16 protein-coding genes are annotated in these 19,182 nt (G+C 68.5%); 11 read left to right on the forward strand and 5 right to left on the reverse strand.

What is annotated here, in order from left to right; all coding sequences use genetic code 11:
- Positions 1-18 precede the first annotated feature (18 nt).
- On the forward strand, positions 19-984 hold the full coding sequence (gene galE, locus DEI85_RS02215) for a UDP-glucose 4-epimerase GalE (protein ID WP_502868683.1): 966 nt from the start codon (positions 19-21) through the stop codon (positions 982-984).
- 42 nt (positions 985-1,026) lie between these two features.
- On the opposite strand, the gene DEI85_RS02220 is transcribed toward galE, so the two are convergent.
- On the reverse strand, positions 1,027-2,289 hold the full coding sequence (locus DEI85_RS02220) for an MATE family efflux transporter (protein ID WP_111123508.1): 1,263 nt from the start codon (positions 2,287-2,289) through the stop codon (positions 1,027-1,029).
- Positions 2,290-2,414: 125 nt separating this feature from the next.
- Between DEI85_RS02220 and DEI85_RS02225 the strand changes: the two genes are divergently transcribed.
- From DEI85_RS02225 to DEI85_RS02245, 5 genes are read left to right on the forward strand one after another with little or no spacing between them, the layout of a single operon-like run.
- On the forward strand, positions 2,415-3,125 hold the full coding sequence (locus DEI85_RS02225; RefSeq protein ID WP_284183455.1) for a WecB/TagA/CpsF family glycosyltransferase: 711 nt from the start codon (positions 2,415-2,417) through the stop codon (positions 3,123-3,125).
- Positions 3,126-3,136: 11 nt separating this feature from the next.
- Positions 3,137-4,210: a glycosyltransferase family 4 protein gene (locus DEI85_RS02230; protein ID WP_284183456.1), complete on the forward strand. Its 1,074-nt coding sequence runs from the start codon at positions 3,137-3,139 to the stop codon at positions 4,208-4,210.
- A complete protein-coding gene (locus tag DEI85_RS02235) occupies positions 4,207-5,469 on the forward strand; it encodes an O-antigen ligase family protein (RefSeq protein WP_111123507.1) in 1,263 nt (420 codons plus the stop codon). Before DEI85_RS02230 ends, DEI85_RS02235 begins: the two co-directional genes overlap by 4 nt.
- Entirely contained in the window at positions 5,466-6,332 is an 867-nt protein-coding gene (locus tag DEI85_RS02240) for a glycosyltransferase family 2 protein (RefSeq protein WP_111090161.1), read from the forward strand. The genes DEI85_RS02235 and DEI85_RS02240 overlap by 4 nt, the downstream gene beginning before the upstream one ends.
- Complete coding sequence (locus DEI85_RS02245) at positions 6,329-7,420, forward strand: NAD-dependent epimerase/dehydratase family protein (RefSeq protein ID WP_110858739.1); 1,092 nt, start codon at positions 6,329-6,331, stop codon at positions 7,418-7,420. Before DEI85_RS02240 ends, DEI85_RS02245 begins: the two co-directional genes overlap by 4 nt.
- Positions 7,421-7,638: 218 nt before the next feature.
- Here DEI85_RS02245 and DEI85_RS02250 read toward each other — a convergent pair whose 3' ends face one another.
- A complete protein-coding gene (locus DEI85_RS02250) occupies positions 7,639-8,064 on the reverse strand; it encodes a DUF3060 domain-containing protein (RefSeq protein ID WP_111123506.1) in 426 nt (141 codons plus the stop codon).
- Positions 8,065-8,166: 102 nt separating this feature from the next.
- Positions 8,167-11,406 carry an Ig-like domain-containing protein gene (locus DEI85_RS02255; protein WP_284183457.1) on the reverse strand — a complete coding sequence of 1,080 codons (3,240 nt, stop codon included), beginning with the start codon at positions 11,404-11,406 and terminating at the stop codon, positions 8,167-8,169.
- Positions 11,407-12,318: 912 nt separating this feature from the next.
- Here DEI85_RS02255 and dnaK point away from each other — a divergent pair.
- The 5 genes from dnaK (at position 12,319) to DEI85_RS02280 (ending at position 17,733) form a co-directional block, all read left to right on the forward strand.
- Positions 12,319-14,184, forward strand: coding sequence for a molecular chaperone DnaK (gene dnaK / locus DEI85_RS02260; protein WP_110858742.1), 1,866 nt, complete (start codon positions 12,319-12,321; stop codon positions 14,182-14,184).
- Between the two features lie 2 nt (positions 14,185-14,186).
- Entirely contained in the window at positions 14,187-14,846 is a 660-nt protein-coding gene (locus DEI85_RS02265; protein WP_146248994.1) for a nucleotide exchange factor GrpE, read from the forward strand.
- Positions 14,847-14,887: 41 nt separating this feature from the next.
- A complete protein-coding gene (locus DEI85_RS02270; protein WP_111123504.1) occupies positions 14,888-15,892 on the forward strand; it encodes a DnaJ C-terminal domain-containing protein in 1,005 nt (334 codons plus the stop codon).
- A gap of 125 nt (positions 15,893-16,017) precedes the next feature.
- A complete protein-coding gene (locus DEI85_RS02275; RefSeq protein ID WP_027464889.1) occupies positions 16,018-16,428 on the forward strand; it encodes a heat shock protein transcriptional repressor HspR in 411 nt (136 codons plus the stop codon).
- Between the two features lie 159 nt (positions 16,429-16,587).
- Positions 16,588-17,733, forward strand: coding sequence for a class I SAM-dependent methyltransferase (locus DEI85_RS02280; RefSeq protein WP_110858745.1), 1,146 nt, complete (start codon positions 16,588-16,590; stop codon positions 17,731-17,733).
- 55 nt (positions 17,734-17,788) lie between these two features.
- On the opposite strand, the gene DEI85_RS02285 is transcribed toward DEI85_RS02280, so the two are convergent.
- Together DEI85_RS02285 and DEI85_RS02290 are read right to left on the reverse strand one after the other, a co-directional pair.
- Entirely contained in the window at positions 17,789-18,619 is an 831-nt protein-coding gene (locus DEI85_RS02285; protein WP_027464886.1) for an aldo/keto reductase, read from the reverse strand.
- 73 nt (positions 18,620-18,692) lie between these two features.
- Positions 18,693-19,112 carry a hypothetical protein gene (locus DEI85_RS02290; RefSeq protein WP_027464885.1) on the reverse strand — a complete coding sequence of 140 codons (420 nt, stop codon included), beginning with the start codon at positions 19,110-19,112 and terminating at the stop codon, positions 18,693-18,695.
- Between the last annotated feature and the right edge of the window lie 70 nt (positions 19,113-19,182).

Here is a 19,182-nt window from a genome sequence, read left to right on the forward strand (position 1 = left end):
CCCCGAACCCTCTGGGAGTTGAACTTGTCAATCCTCGTCACCGGCGGCGCCGGGTACATCGGCTCGCACGTGGTGCGCCTCCTCGAGGAGCGAGGCGAGTCGGTCGTCGTGGTCGACGACTTCTCGAGCGGCCTCAGGTCGCGGGTCGAAGCCGTCGTCATCCAACTCGACCTCGCGGCCGCTGATGCCACGTCAGTGCTCATCGACGTCATGCACGAGCACGACGTGTCCTCGGTCATCCACCTCGCGGCCCTCAAGGACGTCGCGGAATCGGTCGCCGAACCGGAGCGCTACTACAGCGTCAACGTCGGAGGGCTCGGGCACCTGCTCGAAGCGATGCGTGGGGTCGGGGTCGCTCGGATCGTCTTCTCGTCCTCGGCTGCGGTGTACGGCGCTGTGCATGACGTCGTCGTCACCGAGCGGACCCCGTGTTCGCCGATCAATCCGTACGGGCAGACGAAGCTGATCGGTGAGTGGATGCTCGACGCAGCGCACGACGCCTGGGGTCTGCGGGCGATCTCGCTGCGCTACTTCAACGTCGCCGGCGCCGGATGGGACGACCTCGCGGACACCGCTGCCAAGAACCTCATCCCGATCGTGGTGGATCGGATCCGTCGCGGTGAGCCACCGGTCGTCTACGGCGACGACCACGACACCCCCGACGGCACCTGCGTCCGCGACTACATCCACGTCGCAGACCTCGCACGGGCGCACCTCGCCGCGGTCGACACGCTCCGCGACGCCAGCGACTTCGCCGGGCCGGTCAACATCGGCACGGGCAAGGGGGCGTCCGTCCGAGAGGTCGTGGCCGAGGTGAGCAGCGCCCTCGGGCGACCGAGCACCCTGCGGGTCGCCGAAGCTCGTGCTGGCGATCCCGCCGCGGTCGTCGCGGACCCGTCCGTCGCGGCCGATCAACTCGGGTGGCGGGCTCGTCACGGTCTCGACGCGATCGTCCGTTCCGCCCTCGGAGCAGTCCACTCCTGACGCACGATGGGTGCGACCGTCGCGTTCTCGGCTCGGGGCCCTTCAGAGTCGCCGCGACACGGGCGCCCAGCGGAGCGCGGCATGGAGAGCAGGGACGACGACCCACGGCGTGGTCGCGGCGATCAGCCGCACGGGTACCGCGATGTCCGACGGCACGGCGATGAGGATGCCGAGCGAACACGCGAGCGTGATGACCCGCACAGTCGTGAGCTCGGCGTTCGACCGGCGGTAGCGCTGAAACGTCGAGAACACGGTGCTGGTCCACAGTGCTGACACCAGGAGACAAGCGACGACGCTGAACGGGACTGCGTCGGAGAGCGCGGTCACGTGGACGGCGCTCAGGACGAACGGCACGACCGCAGCCGCCGTCGTGCCCCAGAGCACAGCGGCCAGGATCGCGCTCGCAGCGATCGTTGCGGGGAAGGCGAGCGACCGCATCCGTGCGCGGAAGGACGACGGCGCAGCCTGAGTGGGATTCCGGTGATCGGCCGATCGTTCCTCGACCGCGCGGCCTCGCATCGAGCGGATGACGGTCGGGGAGAGTCCTGTCTGCAGCATCTGGAACGGCCCCGCGATGAGGGTGGTGCAGCTCCGGAACGCGCCGGCCACGGCGAGTGACGTCGATGCGCCGAGCGCGATCACCACCGCGCTCATCGTGGTGCCGATCAGGACACCGTCGAGCGCGAGGAACGGGATGTCCCGCCGGTACTCATCGAGGAACACCCGAACGCTCCACGACCGGGTCGGGCGTCCTCGCAGTGCGAGTCCTGCGGCACCCGCTCCGTACGCGATCGTCATCGCCACCGGCAGCGCCACCGACGCGTCGACGCCGGGCAACAGCCCGATCGCACAGAATCCGGCCAGGACCACCATGACCACGGCGTCGGTGGAGACGACGCGACCGTAGCGGACTGCCGACATCTCGACCGATCGTGTCGTGTCGTACAGGGCGTACGTGACGAGTGCCACTGCGAGCGCGAGTCCGGATGCGGCGGTCGCGAGACCGAGGCCGACGACCGCGATCGTGATCGACGCGGGAACAGCTGCGGCGAGGGTGAGCAGCACCGCAGCACGGCGTGCCGCTCGAGACCGTTCCGGGTCGCCTGACAGGTAGATGACGACGGGTAGTGCTCCGAACCCGCGCACGAAGCCGGCCGCCACGAAGAACACGGAGAGCAGAACGGCGAAACGGCCCCATCCGTCGGGAGTCAGGCGGACGGTGCCGACGATCGTGATGCCCATCTGGCCCAGGCTCAGCATCGCCTGAGCGGCGAAGGGGAGCGCGAGTCGGCCGAGTCGCTGCATGTTCGCGCCCCTCTCATTATGGATGTCACGTGTTAGTATATCACTGACCCGTGAGTGACCGACCTGATGAGTGAAGGACCGAGATGCTGACATTTGCCGAGTTCGAGCGAACGGAGATCGCGGGCGTGCCGATCATCGTCGCGACCCGTGATGAAGCGATCGAACAGATCGCGGCGGTCGCGCAGAGCGGTGGTGCCGGTGACGTCCACCTGGCGAACTCGTACGTGATCTCCCTCACCGCGCAGGACGAGGACTACCATCGGCTCATCGCCTCCGGGGCTGCCGTCTACCCAGACGGCAAGCCCCTCACGTGGGTGTCGAGAGTGCTCCCGGGCCGCGCGCTGTCGCAGGTCAGGGGCCCGTCGCTGTTCCCGGACATGATGGACCGGGGGCGGAGCCGGGGACTCCGGCACTTCTTGCTCGGCAACACGGACGAGGTGCTGGCGTCCCTCCGCGCCGAACTCGAGCGGCGGTACCCGGGCGTCTCGATCGTCGGGATGCACCGCTCGTACTTCCGGCCACTGACCGACGACGAGCTCGCCGCTCAGGACGCCGAAATCGTCGCCGCTGATCCGGACATCATCTGGGTCGGCCTCGGAACACCGCTGCAGGACGTCGAGACGCGACGGATCGCCGAACACCTCGGGAAAGTCGCGATCGGGGTCGGGGTGGCGTTCGACTTCATCGCGGGGACGAAGCCAGTGGCTCCGGAGTGGATGACCCGTGTCGGGCTGGAGTGGGTCTTCCGGCTCGCGAGCGAACCGCGCCGTCTCTGGAAGCGTTACCTCATCGGGAACTTCGTGTTCCTCCGCGCGGCCCTGCGGCGACGCCGATGACCGGCAGACGCGTGGCGGTCGTCAGCCAGGTTCCTCCGCCCGTGCACGGCCAGACCGTGATGACCCTCCGTTTCCTCGACGTGCTCGAGCGGCTGGGGCGACCGTCACGACTCGTCGACCGTCGGTTCAGTGCGACGGTCGCCGAGGTCGGTGTGCCTTCGCTGCGCAAGGTGGTCGCGGTGGTCGGACTGCTCACCCGTGTCGTCTGGACCAGCGTCCGTTTCCGGCCCGAGGCGGTCGTGGTGTTCGTCACCACCCGGGGCGGATCGTTCCTCGTCGACTGGGCCGTGTCCGAGCTCCTGCGGCTCTTCCGGAGTTCTCTGGTGCTCTACGTGCATTCGGTCGGCTTCGAGGACCTCCGTCGTCGAGGCCGGTTGTGGGCGTGGTGTGTCGATCGTCTCCTCGGCTCGAGCGACCGGATCGTCACACTCGGTCCGTCCCTGCTCGCAGACCTGCCTGGCCGCGCTGCACTTTGTCTCGCCAACACGCCGGGCCCGGTGCCGTCTGTGACCACCGACGCCGATCCGTGCAGCGTCCTCTTCCTGTCGAACCTCATCCCTGGCAAGGGTGCCGAGGACTTCGTGCGGATCGCCGGACTCCTCCTTCGTCGCACCGGGACCGAGCGCTGGCGTTTCACACTGGCGGGTTCGCCCGCCGATGCAGACGTCGTCGCAGCGGTCGAACGCGAACTGGTCGATGCCGACGTGGCGGCACGTGTCGCGGTCGTGGGCGCGCTCGGCGCGCCCGAGAAGTGGCAAGCGTTGGCGGTGTCGACGTGTCTTGCCTTCACGTCGTCGCTCGAAGAGGCGCAGCCGTTGACGATCGTCGAGGCGTTCGCGAGCGGCACGCCTGTGGTCGCGTACCGCACCGGCGGTGTTCCAGACCTCATCGAGCACGGTGTCAACGGCTTCCTCGTCGACGTCGGCGACGAGGATGCGTTCGCCGATGCCCTCGAGTCCCTGATCAGAGACCCTGCACTCCGCGGACGACTGTCCGCTGGCGCCTCGCGGACCTTCTCGGCGCGTCTGTCCGAGCTCGCCTACACGGACGCCTGGCGACACGTCCTCGACGAGAGCGCCCGATGAGCGTCCATCCCGCCATGACGTTCCTTCCGAGCCGTCGATCGTTCCGAGGACACCGCTGGCGAGCCCCGGCCCTGCCCTGGCTCACCTGGGTGGCGGTGACGATGGCGATCGTGATCGACACGAGTGGCCGTGTCGGTCTGGGGCCGGTGAGCCTCTCCGCGTTCATCTCGCTCGGTGTCATGGCGGTGCTCATCGCGCTGGCCCCGCTCGTCGTGGGAGCGGGACTCGCAACCGTCCCCTTGCCGTTGCTCCTGTTTTACGGCTTCGTCGTCGTCCGTCTCGTCTTCGCTCCCAACCCCGACGGGCTCCAGAACGCAGCGATCCTCACCATGTTCACCTTCGGCATCGCGTTCTCTGCGCGGTCGGCGACGGTGGAGATCGCCGGCGCGACGCTCCGGGTGTTCGCCGGTGTCGGTGTCCTGGTCGCCGTCCTGTTCGCCGTCGGCAGTGTGTCGGGTGCGGACGTCTACATGACCCGTGCATTCGCCCTCACTGCTCTCGTGCTGCTGTCCGCTGCGGTGGTGCTGCCACCGGCAGACCTCCTCGCCCGTGCCGCTCCGTTCGTGATCGTCGGGGCCATCGTGCTCAGCCTGTCCCGGACGGCGTCCGCGATCAGCATCCTCATGTTGGTGGGACTCGTCGTCCGGCTCCGCCGAGGACACCGGATCCTGCTCGCCTGCGGCGCGGTGACCGGCGTCGCGCTCGCCACCTGGGCGCTCCTGTCGACGTTCGCACCGTTGCGCGATCGCTTCCTCGTCGGTGACAACGCGGTCGAGGTCGGTGGCCTCGCGATCAACACCTCCGGCCGTTCGGCGCTCTGGGAAGCAGTCAGCCAGAACGCGATGCACGCGCCCTTCCTCGGCCATGGCCCGGGGTCGGCGGTCGTCTTCGTGACGGAACGGTTCGGTGGGATCACACAGCCGCACAACGAGTACCTCCGCGTCCTGCACGACGAGGGGCTCGTCGGACTGGTCCCGTTCGTCCTGGGCTGTCTGCTCGTGCTCATCCGTGTCGTCAAGCGGATCGCACGGACGGACCAGCCGATCCACTGGGCCGCGCTGTTCGCTCTAACGGCGACACTCGCTGCCGCCGCCACGGACAACGTCCTCGTCTACCCGTTCGTCCTGCTTCCCGCCGCGGTGCTCATCGGGCTGTCACTCGGCCTCCCCGTCGATCTCTCGGCAGGATCGAAGACGACAGGAAAACGCACACGAGCGCGTCGGGACAGAGCGGACGAACTCACCGGGGTGCTGCGATGAGTGGTCGACCAGACATCGCAGCCGTGATGAGCGCGTACAACGCCGTCGACACGATCGTCCCCGCCGTGCGCTCGCTCCTCGACCAGACCGAGGTCGCCTTGGAGGTCGTCGTGTTCGACGACGGATCGACGGACGGGACCGATCTCGCGCTGAGATCACTCGTCGATCCGAGGCTCCGCGTGCTCCGATCCCCGCACAACGTCGGTCGATCGATCGGACGCGAGCGCGCCATCCGAGCGACGACCGCAGCGGTGATCGCGATCGCAGACGCAGACGACGTCGCGCTCCCCGGAAGGCTCGCGGCGCACGTCCGTCAGCTTCGGGAGAACCCTGCCGCGGTCGCGACCTTCGGCAGGCTCGTCGAGCAGCGCGGCACGCGGACGATCCTCGCCGATCGGTTCCCGCACGACTCCGTCGCCGTCGACGCGATGTTCGAACGCGGTCAGATGCCGGTCGCGCACCCGGCGAGTGCGTTCCGTCGCGAGTGGTACCTCGACACCGGCGGGTACGACCCAGAGATCCGCTGGTGCGAGGACTACGACCTGTTCGCACGCGGATGGCGCCCCGGAGCCGTCGTCCCCGACCCCACGTCCGTCGTGCTCTACGCGTCCCCTGGCGCCGTCCGGTCGTGGCGCTACTGGTGGGAGAACGAGCGGCACCGTCGTGCGATCACCGCCCGTGTCCTCGCGGCCGGCCGTTCTCGAGCCGGTGCGACTCCCATCGCGCCCTACCTCCGTGCTGCCAGCGCCCCACCACGTCGCGCCGTCGAGGTGCTCCGGTACGTCGCCGTGTCAGCACGCGATGCCGTCCGTGAACGTCGGCGTCTCCACCGTTCCACCGAAGAAGAAAGCGGAAACAGATGAACACCACCAACACTGTCCTCGTCACCGGGGGCGCCGGCTTCATCGGCTGCGCACTCTCTGAGCGGCTTGCGAGCAGATTCGCCCGCTGGGTCGTCGTCGACTCGCTGCATCCGCAGGTCCATCCCGAGCGGGTGCGACCGGTCGGACTCCATGCTTCCGCAGAACTCGTGGTGGGTGACATCACGAGGAGCGAGGTCTGGGACGATGTGCTCTCGGACGTCCGCCCCGAGATCGTGATCCACCTCGCGGCAGAGACCGGAACAGCGCAGTCGCTCGACGAGGCGTCGCGACACGCTGAGGTGAACGTCGTCGGAACCACCCGCATGCTCGACGGGTTCGGCCGTCACGGCGTCGTCCCCGAGCGGATCCTCCTCAGCAGCAGTCGCGCGGTGTACGGGGAGGGGCGCTGGATGTCCGAGGCCGGTGACGTCCAGTACCCGGGCCAGCGCAGCCACGCGCAGCTCGAGCGTGGGGCGTGGAACTTCGACGGACTGTCACCGCTCCCCGCCCGCGCCGATGACAACGTCCCGCATCCGACCAGCGTCTACGGCTCGACCAAGCTGTCGCAGGAGCAGATCCTTGCGGCCTGGGTCGGCGCGCGGGACACGGCGTTGACCGTCCTGCGCCTGCAGAACGTCTTCGGGCCCGGGCAGTCCCTGACGAACAGCTACACCGGCATCGTCTCGCTGTTCTCCCAGCTCGCCCGTGCCGGGCAGAGCATCCCGATCTACGAGGACGGCGAGATCACCCGTGACTTCGTGTTCATCGACGACATCGCCGACGCCTTCGTGGCGGCGCTCGGGATGACTCGCTCGGTCGGGACCACGACGTTCGACATCGGGTCCGGCGTCCCATCGACGATCAACGACCTCGCTCGGACGATCGCTCAGCACCACGGAGCGCCCGCTCCGCACGTCACCGGGGCGTTCCGTGACGGCGACGTCCGGTTCGCGGCGTGTGATGTCGCTCCGACGGTGGCCGCGATCGACTGGGAGCCGCAGTGGAACCTGGACGCCGGCGTCGTGCGCCTGCAGGACTGGATCGACGGCCAACTCGGAACCGCAGCCGAGGCACTCCTGGCCAGCTGAGGTTTCTGCGCAGGAAGCCCCGGCTGCTCCGTGTGGAGTGGCCGGGGCTTCCTGCTGCCCCTGGGAGGTCGGCAGGGGGGGGGGAGGCGACGCCGATGCCACTCCGTGCGATGGATCAGTTCGACGGCGATCCTGAGCGAACGACGATGCCCCGGCTGCTCGGGATGAGCAGCCGGGGCATCGTCGTTGTGCGGGGGCGTTGCACGCTCGCGTGCGCGCTACTCCGCAGTGATCTCGTTCTGCGCGCCCTTGTCGTCGACCGTGGGCGTGTTCCCGGCCTTGACCACGTTGCCGTTCGAGCCGGCGCCGATGGTCACCGACCCGACCGACTTCGCGTGGACCGAGTTGATGGCACCCGCGATCGACACGTGCTCAACGGCTCCCGTCACGGTGACGAGTGAATTGGAAGCGGAGATCTCGAGGTTCGTGCAGTCGCCCTTCACGGTGAACTCGGCGCTGTCGTCGGTGACCTTCGCAGTCCCGTCCTTGCATGCGACGTCCTTCTTGACCGCGGGCCCGGCGGTCGACGTGGCTGACGGGGTGGAGCTGGGCTTCGCGGTGTTCGTCTCTGCCGCCGAGCAGCCCGCGAGGGTGGCGAGGGCGAGTGCTGCGGTGGCGATGGTGATCGGCTTGATGAACTGCATGAGGGGATCCTGACGTCGAAGGCGTTGTGTGGATGGAAGGGTCGAGGCCCAGGTCGCGGTGAGCGAGCCTGGGCCTCGACGAGCGCTCCGGATTCGGAGTGCTCAGCTCACCGTGAAGGAGAACCGCGCGGTCGTGTCCGCCCCAGGCAGGGACTGCAGCACGGTGCCCGAGTAGCTGCCGGGTGCCAGCGTCACGGTCGACGTCAGCGTCCAGGTGCCGTCGTCCTTGACCGATCCCTCGGCCAGGGTGGTGCCGCCGGAGCCCTTGACGACCAGGGGAGCCTTGGGCGTGCCCTTGCCGGAGAACACCGGCGTGCCGTTGGTCAGACTCGCGCCGATCGCCGGGCTCTCCAGCGTCACCGCAGTGAACTCGATGCGGAACTGGAACGGCGCGGTGGTCACCTTGCCGTCAGCGACCTGTCGAACGGTCCCGGAGTAGGAACCGGCTCCGAGAGCGATCGTCGAGGTGACGTCGAAGCGGCCATCGCTGCGCACCTTGCCCGATGCGAGCTGCGTCCCGGAAGCACCGGTGACGGTGATGTCGGCGTTCGGGGTCCCGGTGCCGCTGAAGACCGGGTTCGGGGTGGTGACCACCGCGTCCTGGCCGGGAGCGGTCAGCGAGACGGGGATCATCGGTGCGACGATCGTGAACCGGAATTCCGCCGAGGTGGTCTTGCCGTTCACGGTCTGCCATGCCTTGCCGGCGTACTCGCCGTTGGCGAGCGCAACCGCCGAGGGGACCGACCAGGTGCCGTCGGCCTTGACCGTCGTGGTGGCGAGGGTCGTGCCGTAGGTGCCCTTGACCTCGATGGTCGCGCCGGCCTGGCCCGTACCGGTGAACACGGGGTTGGTGTCCGTGACCTCAGCGCCGATCGCCGGGGTTTCCAGCGTCACCGGGGCGATGTTCTGCACGACGGTGAACCGGAAGTCCGCCGAGGTGGTCTTGCCGTTCACGGTCTGCCATGCCTTGCCGGCGTACTCGCCGTTGGCGAGCGCAACCGCCGAGGGGACCGACCAGGTGCCGTCGGCCTTGACCGTCGTGGTGGCGAGGGTCGTGCCGTAGGTGCCCTTGACCTCGATGGTCGCGCCGGCCTGGCCCGTACCGGTGAACACGGGGTTGGTGTCCGTGACCTCAGCGCCGATCGCCGGGGTTTCCAGCGTCACCGGGGCGATGTTCTGCACGACGGTGAACCGGAAGTCCGCCGAGGTGGTCTTGCCGTTCACGGTCTGCCATGCCTTGCCGGCGTACTCGCCGTTGGCGAGCGCAACCGCCGAGGGGACCGACCAGGTGCCGTCGGCCTTGACCGTCGTGGTGGCGAGGGTCGTGCCGTAGGTGCCCTTGACCTCGATGGTCGCGCCGGCCTGGCCCGTACCGGTGAACACGGGGTTGGTGTCCGTGACCTCAGCGCCGACCGCCGGGGTTTCCAGCGTCACCGGGGCGATGTTCTGGCCGACGGTGAACTTGAACGGTGCCGTGGTGGTCGTGCCGGTGACGGTCTGGGATGCCGTTCCGGCGTAGCTGCCGATCGCGAGCGCAACCGCCGAGGGGACCGACCAGGTGCCGTCCGCCTTGACCGTGGTCGAGGCGAGGACGGTGCCGTAGGTGCCCCGCACGACGACGGTTGCTCCGACGGTGCCGCGGCCTTCGAACACCGGGTTCGGCGTTGAGACGTCCGAGTCGATCGCGGGAGCGGTCAACGTGACCGGGACCATCGCCTTGACGACGAAGTTGATCGGTGCGCTCGTGCTCTCACCCTTGAGCGGTGTCTGGACCGCGGTGAGCATGTAGCTGCCGTCGACGAGGTCGAAACCGGCCGGGACGCTCCACTTGCCGTCCTTGACGGTGGTGGTCGCGACGACCCTGCCGGTCGCGCCCTTGATCTCGATCGTGGCGCCTTCGTCACCCGTGCCGGAGAACACCGGACGCTTGTCGGTCACGTTCGACCCGTTCGCCGGAGTCTCCACGACAATCGGAGCGACCGGGTTCGCGGCCTCACCGATCGTGGTCTTCGTGGTGGAGGTGGTGTCGAAGGAGCCTTCGACAGCGGTCCCGACGAGCTTGGTCGTCATCGCCGAGGTCGCCTCGGGCGCGTCAGCCGGGGTCTCGATGTCGATGCCCCAGCGCAGCAGGGACGCGTCCGGCAGCGTCCACGTGGACGTGGTCGGCTTGAACGTGTAGGTGTAGGTCTTGCCGTCCATGGACAGGTCACCGTTGGTGAGGGTCAGGGAACGGTTCGTCCAGCCCTCGCCGGGCTTCTGGTAGCTGCCCTGGATGGTGTCCTGGCCCTCGGCGAAGACGGTGCCCTCGGGAGCGGTGAAGGTGACCTTCGCATCCGGTCGGGACACATCGCCCTGGGTCTGGAACTGCGCCTGGACCTTCGTGGTGGCGTCGCGCTCGAGCGTGACGGCGGGGCCGTCCTGCCCGACGATCGCGGACGCGTTGATCGTGACCTCGAGGATCTTGTCGTCGATGTCCTTGTTGTCGATCATCTGCACGACGCGGAGGGAGTTGTCGCCGTCCTTCAGGCCCGTGACGGTCATGGTCCAGGACCCGTCGGCTGCGACCCGGACCGGGACGCCGGTGCCGGGGATGTAGACGAACGCGCCGGGCGTTGCGGTGCCGGAGATGACCGCGGACTTGCCGGCCTGGTTCACCGAGTCCACCTTCGCCGTCAACGGCTGCTCCGTGACCTCGATGTGGGTCGAGGTCGCTGCGGCCGCGCGGAACGTGCCGACCGAGCTGGTGCCGTTGAAGACGAAGCCCATCTTGTCGGTTCCACCACGCGTGGCTTCGGGGACGTTGACCTTCATCATGAAGCGGTACTGCTGACCCGCGGGACGGGTTCCTGCCCAGTCGGCATCGAACGTGATCGTCTTCCCGGCGTCCGAGAGACGACCGTCGGTCAGCGGGATCGTCGTCGAAGCGGACCATTCCTCGGCCCCGACGGCGCGGTACGCGCCCTGGACCGTGGACTGCGCATCGAACGTAGCGCCCTCCGGCGCGGTGAGCGTGACCGTGCCGTCGACGTTTTCACGTGCCTCGTTGTTCTGCACCACCATCGGCACGTCCGTGGTCGTACCGCGGGCGAGCTCGATCGGGCCCTGGTCGACGCCGACGAGCGTGCCGCCCTCGACCAGGTTGACCGTGACGTCCTTGCGGTCGTGCTCGACGTTGTTGATCTTCTGGATCGCGGTCAGCGTGTTCGTCCCGTTCGCGAGCCCCGAGACGGTCATCGACCAGGTCCCGTCGCTCGCGACCGTGACGCTCTGGCTGCCGATCGTCACCGTCGCACCCGGTGTCGCCGTGCCGGAGAGGACCGCCGACTTGGCGGAGTAGTCCACGGACGTGACTGTTGCAGACAGCGCTGCGGTTGCATCCGCGAGGTCGCCACGCAGGACGGCGTCGGCGTAGTGCTCTGCTGTGAGGTGGGTGATCGACATAAAGCCGCTATCACCCGGGTCGGAGGCCCCGATCGTGTAAGTGGACCCGACCGGCCGGAGTCCCGGGCCAGAAACGAACTGATTGTAGACGTTGGTCCACTCCCAGTCCTGGTTCGCAGCTCCAGTGCAGGCACGTCCGAGAACGACGCTGCCGACCGACAAACTTGACGGCTGCAAGCACAAGTCCGCGGCAGATCCAGTACCTCGGATCGGGCCACGATTTCCAGCTGCAGGGAAGGTATATGTACCCGCGGATGACTGTGCGGTTGCCTTCGATTGGCTCCACACCCTGCCAGGAGCAGCGTTCAAGGTCGGAGCCGCGACGCCCACGAATGCCCTGGGGTCTGTCGACCCCGTCCGATTCAGCTGAACGAACTTGCCGATGAGTCGATCACTCGCCTGTGTTTCTGCACTGGACGGTTCGGGAGCGGCAGTGGCGGAAGCGGCAGGGGCGCCGAACGACAAACCAGAGACGATGGTGGCTGCGGCCAGCCCGGCCGCGCCCATGGACTTGAGAGCTGTCGAAGCCCTCTTCTTGTGAGACATGTGCATCTTTCGAGACGGGCCGCAGGATGCGGCCGTGCGGGAAGGGACACGCCACAGCTCGCCGAAGCGAATGCAGCATGTAGATACAGAATATCACCTGATATGCCAGTCGTTGACCTCTCGCTGGCCCTGTGAGTTGAGTGTGATCAACGCAACTTTGTCCACCCGACGTTGACGCGCCTCCTGACCGGTGTAGAGTTGAGCCATGCGGACGCAAGTTCGCAACAGACTTCGCACCACCAGCACTGACAGAAGGAGTACCCACACATGGGACGTGCAGTAGGCATCGACCTCGGAACCACCAACTCGGTCGTCAGCGTGCTCGAGGGCGGTGAGCCCACCGTCATCGCCAACGCCGAGGGCATGCGCACCACGCCGTCGATCGTGGCGTTCACGAAGGACGGCGAGGTGCTGGTCGGCGAGACCGCCAAGCGCCAGGCCGTGACGAACGTCGACCGCACCATCGCGTCGGTCAAGCGTCACGTCGGCACCGACTGGACCACCGAGATCGACGGCAAGAAGTACACGCCGCAGGAGATCTCGGCTCGCACCCTCGGCAAGCTCAAGCGCGACGCCGAGCAGTACCTCGGTGAGGACGTCACCGACGCGGTCATCACCGTGCCGGCGTACTTCAACGACGCCGAGCGCCAGGCCACGAAGGACGCCGGTGAGATCGCCGGCCTCAACGTCCTCCGCATCATCAACGAGCCGACTGCGGCCGCTCTGGCCTACGGCCTCGACAAGGGCAAGGAAGACGAGCTCATCCTGGTCTTCGACCTCGGTGGCGGCACGTTCGACGTCTCCCTGCTCGAGGTGGGCAAGGACGACGACTTCTCGACGATCCAGGTCCGCGCGACCTCCGGTGACAACCGCCTCGGTGGCGACGACTGGGACCAGCGCATCGTCGACTACCTGGTCAAGAAGTTCAAGGACGAGCACGGCGTCGACCTGTCCACGGACAAGATCGCCAAGCAGCGCCTGAAGGAAGCGGCTGAGCAGGCCAAGAAGGAACTGTCGTCGCAGATGTCGGCGAACATTCAGCTCCCGTACCTGACGCTCACCGCCGAGGGCCCGCTGAACCTGGACGAGACCATCTCGCGCGCACAGTTCGAGCAGATGACCTCCGACCTGCTCGACCGCACCAAGAAGCCGTTCAACGACGTCATCAAGGAAGCCGGTGTCTCGGTCAACGACATCGCCCACGTGGTCCTCGTCGGTGGCTCGACCCGCATGCCGGCCGTGGCCGAGGTCGTCAAGTCGCTGACCGGCGGCAAGTCCCCGAACCAGGGCGTGAACCCGGACGAGGTCGTCGCCGTCGGCGCCGCACTGCAGGCCGGCGTGCTGAAGGGCGAGCGCAAGGACGTCCTGCTCATCGACGTCACGCCGCTGTCGCTCGGCATCGAGACCAAGGGCGGCCTGATGACGAAGCTCATCGACCGCAACACCGCGATCCCGACCAAGCGGAGCGAGACCTTCACGACCGCTGACGACAACCAGCCGTCGGTCGCGATCCAGGTCTTCCAGGGCGAGCGCGAGTTCACCCGCGACAACAAGCCGCTCGGCACCTTCGAGCTCACCGGCATCGCGCCGGCTCCCCGTGGCGTGCCGCAGGTCGAGGTCACCTTCGACATCGACGCCAACGGCATCGTGCACGTGTCCGCCAAGGACAAGGGCACCGGCAAGGAGCAGTCGATGGTCATCTCCGGCGGCTCGTCGCTGCCGAAGGAGGACATCGAGCGCATGGTCCGCGAGGCCGAGGAGCACGCCGCCGAGGACAAGGCTCGTCGCGAGGCAAACGAGCGTCGCAACCAGGCCGAGCAGCTCGTCTACTCGATCGAGAAGCTGATTAAGGAGAACGACGAGAAGCTCCCCGCGGACGTCAAGTCCGAGGTGCAGGCCGACGTCGACGCGCTCAAGTCCGCTCTCGCGGGCGAGGACGACGACGCCGTGAAGACCGCCTTCGACAAGCTCAACGAGTCGCAGGGCAAGCTCGGCCAGGCCATCTACAGCCAGCAGGACGCAGCAGCCGGTACCGCCGGTGGCGAGCAGCCCGCGGGTGAGCAGCCGGCCGACGACGAGGACATCGTCGACGCCGAGGTCGTGGACGACGAGGACGACAAGGACAAGAAGTAACGATGACGGATCCCAAGGACAACGCGCCCCACGAGGACGAGCCCCAGGTCGAGGGCGATGCCACGAACGCTGCCGAGCCCGAGGACCTCATCGATGCGGAGGGGCCCGACGTCGAAGTACCGACGGACGGCCCCGCCGCCGGGGGCCCGGCGGCCGATGCAGCGAATGATCTCTCCCCGGAGGACGAAGCACTGCTCGCCGACGCAGCCCGCGGCATCGCCGAGGACAAGCTGAGCACCGAGGACCGCGACCTCGTCGCCGAGATGCGTGCGGACATGCTCCGTGCGCAGGCCGAGCTGGTGAACTTCCGGAAGCGCGTCGAGCGTGACCGTGAGGCCAACCGCGAGGTCGCCATCGCCGAAGTGGTGCGGGCACTGCTGCCGGCGCTCGACGACCTCACCCGGGCCGAGGCCCACGGTGACCTCGCCGAGGGCCCGATGCAGGTCATCGGCCAGAAGATCCGCGGGGGCTTCGAGAAGTTCAAGCTGGTGCAGATCGGCGAGAAGGGCGAGGCGTTCGACCCGAACATCCACGAGGCGATCGTCCAGCTCCCCACCCCGGGTGCCACCGGACAGACCGTCGCGGACGTCGTCGAGCCGGGCTACAAGCTCGGTGAGCGGGTCCTCCGCGCGGCCAAGGTCGCGGTGGCGGTCCCGGCCTGAGCCGGGTCCCCACGGTGACGACAGAAGAAGGCAGGTGATCCATGGCCAGTCAGGATTGGTTCGACAAGGACTTCTACAAGGTCCTCGGCGTGTCCAAGGACGCCTCCGACGCCGAGCTGAAGAAGACGTACCGGAAGCTCGCGCGGCAGTTCCACCCGGACTCCAACCCGGGTGACGCCGCCGCCGAGAACCGCTTCAAGGAGATCAGCGAGGCGTACTCGGTGCTCTCCGACAAGGAGCAGCGCCAGGAGTACGACCAGGTCCGCGCGATGGGCTCCGGCGCCCGCTTCACGGCGGGCGGCGGAGGGCAGGGCGGGTTCGAGGACGTCTTCGGCGGGATGTTCGGGCAGCAGGGCGGTGGCGGACAGCGCGTCCGCTTCGGCCAGGGCGGCCCGGGCGGTGCCGGCGGTTTCGAGGACATCCTCGGCGGGATGTTCGGCGGGGGTGGTGGCTTCGGTCAGACCTCCGGCGGCTACCGCGGCTTCGGTGGGCCGACGAAGGGCCGCGACGTCACGGCGTCGACGACCCTCGACTTCACCACGGCGATCGCCGGTGACACCGTCAAGCTGTCGCAGGGCAACGGTCGACCGGTGAACGTCCGCATCCCCGCGGGTGTCGCCGACGGTCAGAAGATCCGTCTGCGCGGCCGCGGCGAGCCCTCGCCCGACGGTGGTGAGGCCGGTGACCTCGTGGTCGCCGTGTCGGTGCGGAAGCACCCGGTGTTCGAGCGCGACGGGCTCAACCTGCGCGTGGACGTCCCCGTGACGTTCACCGAGGCGGCGCTCGGCGCGACGATCGAGGTCCCGACGCTCGGTGGTCCGCCCGTGAAGCTCAAGGTCGCCCCCGGCACGCCGTCGGGTCGCGTCCTGCGCGTCAAGGGCCGTGGCGTCACGACGAAGAACGGCACGGGCGACCTGCTCGCGACCGTCCAGGTCGCGGTGCCGTCGCACCTGTCGGACAAGCAGCGCGAGGCCGTCGAGGCACTCGCGGCTGCGCTGCCCGACGAGAACCCCCGCGAGGACCTCCTCGCCAAGGCGCGCGACTAGCGCGCGCGACCACAGCAGTCGACCCGGCCTGGAGGAACGGCGCGGCTTCCTGACGGACGCTCGCCGTTCCTCCAGGCGGGTTTCCACCCCACGCGGACGACGGAAAGGAACGCGCCATGACCGACATGGACGAGAACTCGCCCGTCTTCGCGATCGCGGTCGCTGCGGAGCTCGCCGAGATGCACCCGCAGACGCTCCGGCAGTACGACCGGCTCGGCCTGGTCGTGCCGGGTCGAACCCGGGGTGGGTCGCGGCGCTACTCGATGCGCGACGTGGTGCAGCTTCGCGAGATCGCGCGCCTCGGCTCCGAGGGGGTGTCGCTGGAGGGCATCCGGCGGGTGCTCGACCTGGAGAACGAGAACAAGGCGCTGCGTGACCGGGTGCGGGAGCTCGAGTCGGCGCTGGCCGACCAGCTCATCAACCGGCCCGGTGCACGGGTCTTCGCCGCCACCGCGAGTGGTGCGGCGATCTCGCTCAAGGCGGGTTCGCGGCCGCAGCGGAACACGCAGATCGTGCTCTACCGCGGGCCGCGCTGAGTGTCGGAGAGCGGCGAACGTCCCCGGTGACCATCTGGTCACCGGGGACGTTCTGTGAGCCGGGGCTCAGTTGATGGTGAAGCGGACGGGGGCTTCGGTCGTGGCGTTGTCGGGTGCGATCCTCACCGCGACACGTCAGCCGCCGGGTACGCTGACGCGGTGCCAGACTTCGCCGACCTCTTCCGCCGACGCGACGACGACGCGCCTGACCTGATCGCGATCGACGGCACCGACCGCTTCCTGCTCGACGAAGCACCGCACGTGCACGGCGACGCACTCCGGCAGCCCGGCGAGGTCGCGGTCGTCGACGACCGGTACGGGGTGCTGACGCTCGGCCTCATCACGCAGTACGGGGCGAGCGACATCCGCGTCGTGCAGGACTCCCTGGTGGGGGAGCGGGCGCTCGAGGCCAACGCCGGCACGTTCGGACTGCGCGGCTTCCACCACCCTGACTCGCTCGAGGACGCCTTCCGCGACGTGCGGCTCGTGGTGCTGCGGCTGTCGAAGTCGCACGATCGGCTCGACGAGATCGCCCGCGCCGTCGCCCGGTTCGCGGCGCCCGACGTGGTGCTGCTCTGCGGCGGCAACGTGAAGTACATGCACGTGACGCAGAACGACGTGCTCCGGCGCTCGTTCGGCGAGGTCACGGCTTCCAGGGGGCGCGGCAAGTCCCGGTTGCTCATCGCGCAGGACCCCCTGCGAGCGCAGGCCGACCGCGCCGCCACGACGAACCCCTGGCCCCGGTCGGTGCACGTCGACGACCTCGGCATGACCCTGGTCGCGCACGGCGGCGTGTTCGCCGGGGCGTCACTCGACCAGGGCACGCGGGTGCTGCTGGACGCGATGGACCAGGCGGTCCCGACCGCTCGTACCGTCGTCGACCTGGGGTGCGGCAACGGCGTGATCGCCGCTGCGGTGGCTCGCCGACGTCCCGCGGTCCGGGTGATCGCCACCGACGTGTCCCGGATCGCGGTCGAGTCGACGCGCGCGACGGCGGAGGCCAACGGCGTGGCCGACCGGGTGACGGTGCTGCGGACCGACGCGGGCGACGAGCTCGCCGAGGGGTCTGCGCAGCTCGTGCTCTGCAACCCGCCGTTCCACGCGGACACCACGGTGACCACGGACACGGCCGAGGCGATGTTCCGGAACGCGGCCACGATCCTCCAGGCCGGCGGTGAACTGTGGTGCGTCTGGAACACGCACCTGCGCTACCGGCCGGTGCTCTCGCGCCTGGTCGGGCCGACCCGTGAGGTCGTCCGGACCCCGAAGTTCACGGTGACGGCCTCGGTCGCGACCAACCGCTGACGGCGAGAGCCGCCCGGGCTGACCCGGACGGCTCTCGCGACGGTGCTGGGACCGATCAGGCCGGCACGTAGTCGAACGTGTCGGGGTCGGGGCCCGTGCGGTGACCCTTGTCGAGGGCGGTGATGTCCGTCATGTCCTCGTCCGAGAGCTCGAAGTCGAAGATCGCGAAGTTCTCCTCGACGCGGGCACGGGTGACCGACTTCGGGAACACGATGTCGCCGCGCTGGATGTGCCAGCGGAGGACCACCTGGGCCGGGGACTTGCCGACCGACGCGGCGACGCGGGTGATGGTCTCGTCGTCGAGGACGAGGCCCTGCGCGATGGGGGACCACGCCTCGGTCGCGATGCCGAGCTCGCGGTTCACGGCGCGGAGGTCGTCCTGCACGAGGTACGGGTGCACCTCGATCTGGTTGACCGACGGCGGGACGTCGGTCTCGGCGCGCAGGCGGTGCAGGTGGTGCGCCTGGAAGTTCGAGACACCGATCGAGCGGGCGGTGCCGGCGTGGTACAGCTCCTCGAGGGCCTTCCACGTCGGGACGAAGTCCGAGACGGTGGGCAGGGGCCAGTGGATGAGGAACAGGTCGGTGTAGCCGCCGAGCAGGTCGGCCGACTTCTTGCCGTTCTCCAGCGCCGCGGCCGGGTCGTGGAAGCCGTTGTTGAGCTTCGAGGTGACGAAGATCTCCTCGCGCGGGATGCCGGACGAAGCGATCGCCTCGCCGACCTCCTTCTCGTTGCCGTACATCTCGGCGGTGTCGATGTGGCGGTAGCCGACCTCGAGCGCGGCCAGCGTGGCGGCCTTCGTCTCGGAGGGGTCGATCTGGAAGACACCGAAGCCGAGCTGCGGGATGGTCTTGCCGTCGTTCAGGGTGATGTTCGGAACGGTCATGGTGCCATGCAACCAAACGCCCCTCAGCGCCCATCCCGGCAACGCCCAGGAACGGCGACACCGGGCGCGCCGTTCAAGCGAGCGCAGCCGTGATGTACGCCTGCAGGGCCTGCCCGTAGGCGATGGCCGGCACCTCGGACGCGAAGCTGCGGTCGGCCCCGCCGATCGTCGCCGTCACGGTGAAGACCACGCGACCGCCGACCTGCACCCGGGTCAGTCCGATGAACGAGGGCCCGAGGAGTTCGCGGAGCTGGTCCTCGCGGGGCAGCCAGAGCGACTCGGTGGCGGTGACCGAGTCGAGCGCCCACTCGGTGGTGCCGTTGAAGCCGAGGATCGTGCCGGTGGGGGAGTCGTGCCGCTCCACGGTCATCTCGGACACCGTGTAGACGTCGTCGTCGATGCCGGGCTTGTCGATCACGAACCGGTCCCCGGTCTCGGGGTGCCAGCGGAGGCCGGCGTCACGGAGGGACCTGGCGAGTTCGACGGTGATCACGTTCCCACCTTGCCCGCGCGACCCGCCCCTGTCACCACCTAGGTTGCCGAAAGCATCCCGTACTAGCATC

The organism is Curtobacterium sp. MCBD17_026 (genome assembly GCF_003234895.2).
In the GTDB taxonomy this organism is placed as follows: Bacteria; Actinomycetota; Actinomycetes; order Actinomycetales; family Microbacteriaceae; genus Curtobacterium; species Curtobacterium flaccumfaciens.

Excerpts from the sequence above, each read along its gene's own strand:
- DEI85_RS02220 (WP_111123508.1), bottom strand. The coding sequence starts at position 2,289 with ATGCAGCGACTCGGCCGACTCGCGCTCCCCTTCGCCGCTCAGGCGATG.
- DEI85_RS02235 (WP_111123507.1), top strand. The coding sequence starts at position 4,207 with ATGAGCGTCCATCCCGCCATGACGTTCCTTCCGAGCCGTCGATCGTTC.
- DEI85_RS02240 (WP_111090161.1), top strand. The coding sequence starts at position 5,466 with ATGAGTGGTCGACCAGACATCGCAGCCGTGATGAGCGCGTACAACGCC.
- DEI85_RS02245 (WP_110858739.1), top strand. The coding sequence starts at position 6,329 with ATGAACACCACCAACACTGTCCTCGTCACCGGGGGCGCCGGCTTCATC.
- DEI85_RS02250 (WP_111123506.1), bottom strand. The coding sequence starts at position 8,064 with ATGCAGTTCATCAAGCCGATCACCATCGCCACCGCAGCACTCGCCCTC.
- dnaK (WP_110858742.1), top strand. The coding sequence starts at position 12,319 with ATGGGACGTGCAGTAGGCATCGACCTCGGAACCACCAACTCGGTCGTC.
- DEI85_RS02265 (WP_146248994.1), top strand. The coding sequence starts at position 14,187 with ATGACGGATCCCAAGGACAACGCGCCCCACGAGGACGAGCCCCAGGTC.
- DEI85_RS02270 (WP_111123504.1), top strand. The coding sequence starts at position 14,888 with ATGGCCAGTCAGGATTGGTTCGACAAGGACTTCTACAAGGTCCTCGGC.
- DEI85_RS02275 (WP_027464889.1), top strand. The coding sequence starts at position 16,018 with ATGGACGAGAACTCGCCCGTCTTCGCGATCGCGGTCGCTGCGGAGCTC.
- DEI85_RS02285 (WP_027464886.1), bottom strand. The coding sequence starts at position 18,619 with ATGACCGTTCCGAACATCACCCTGAACGACGGCAAGACCATCCCGCAG.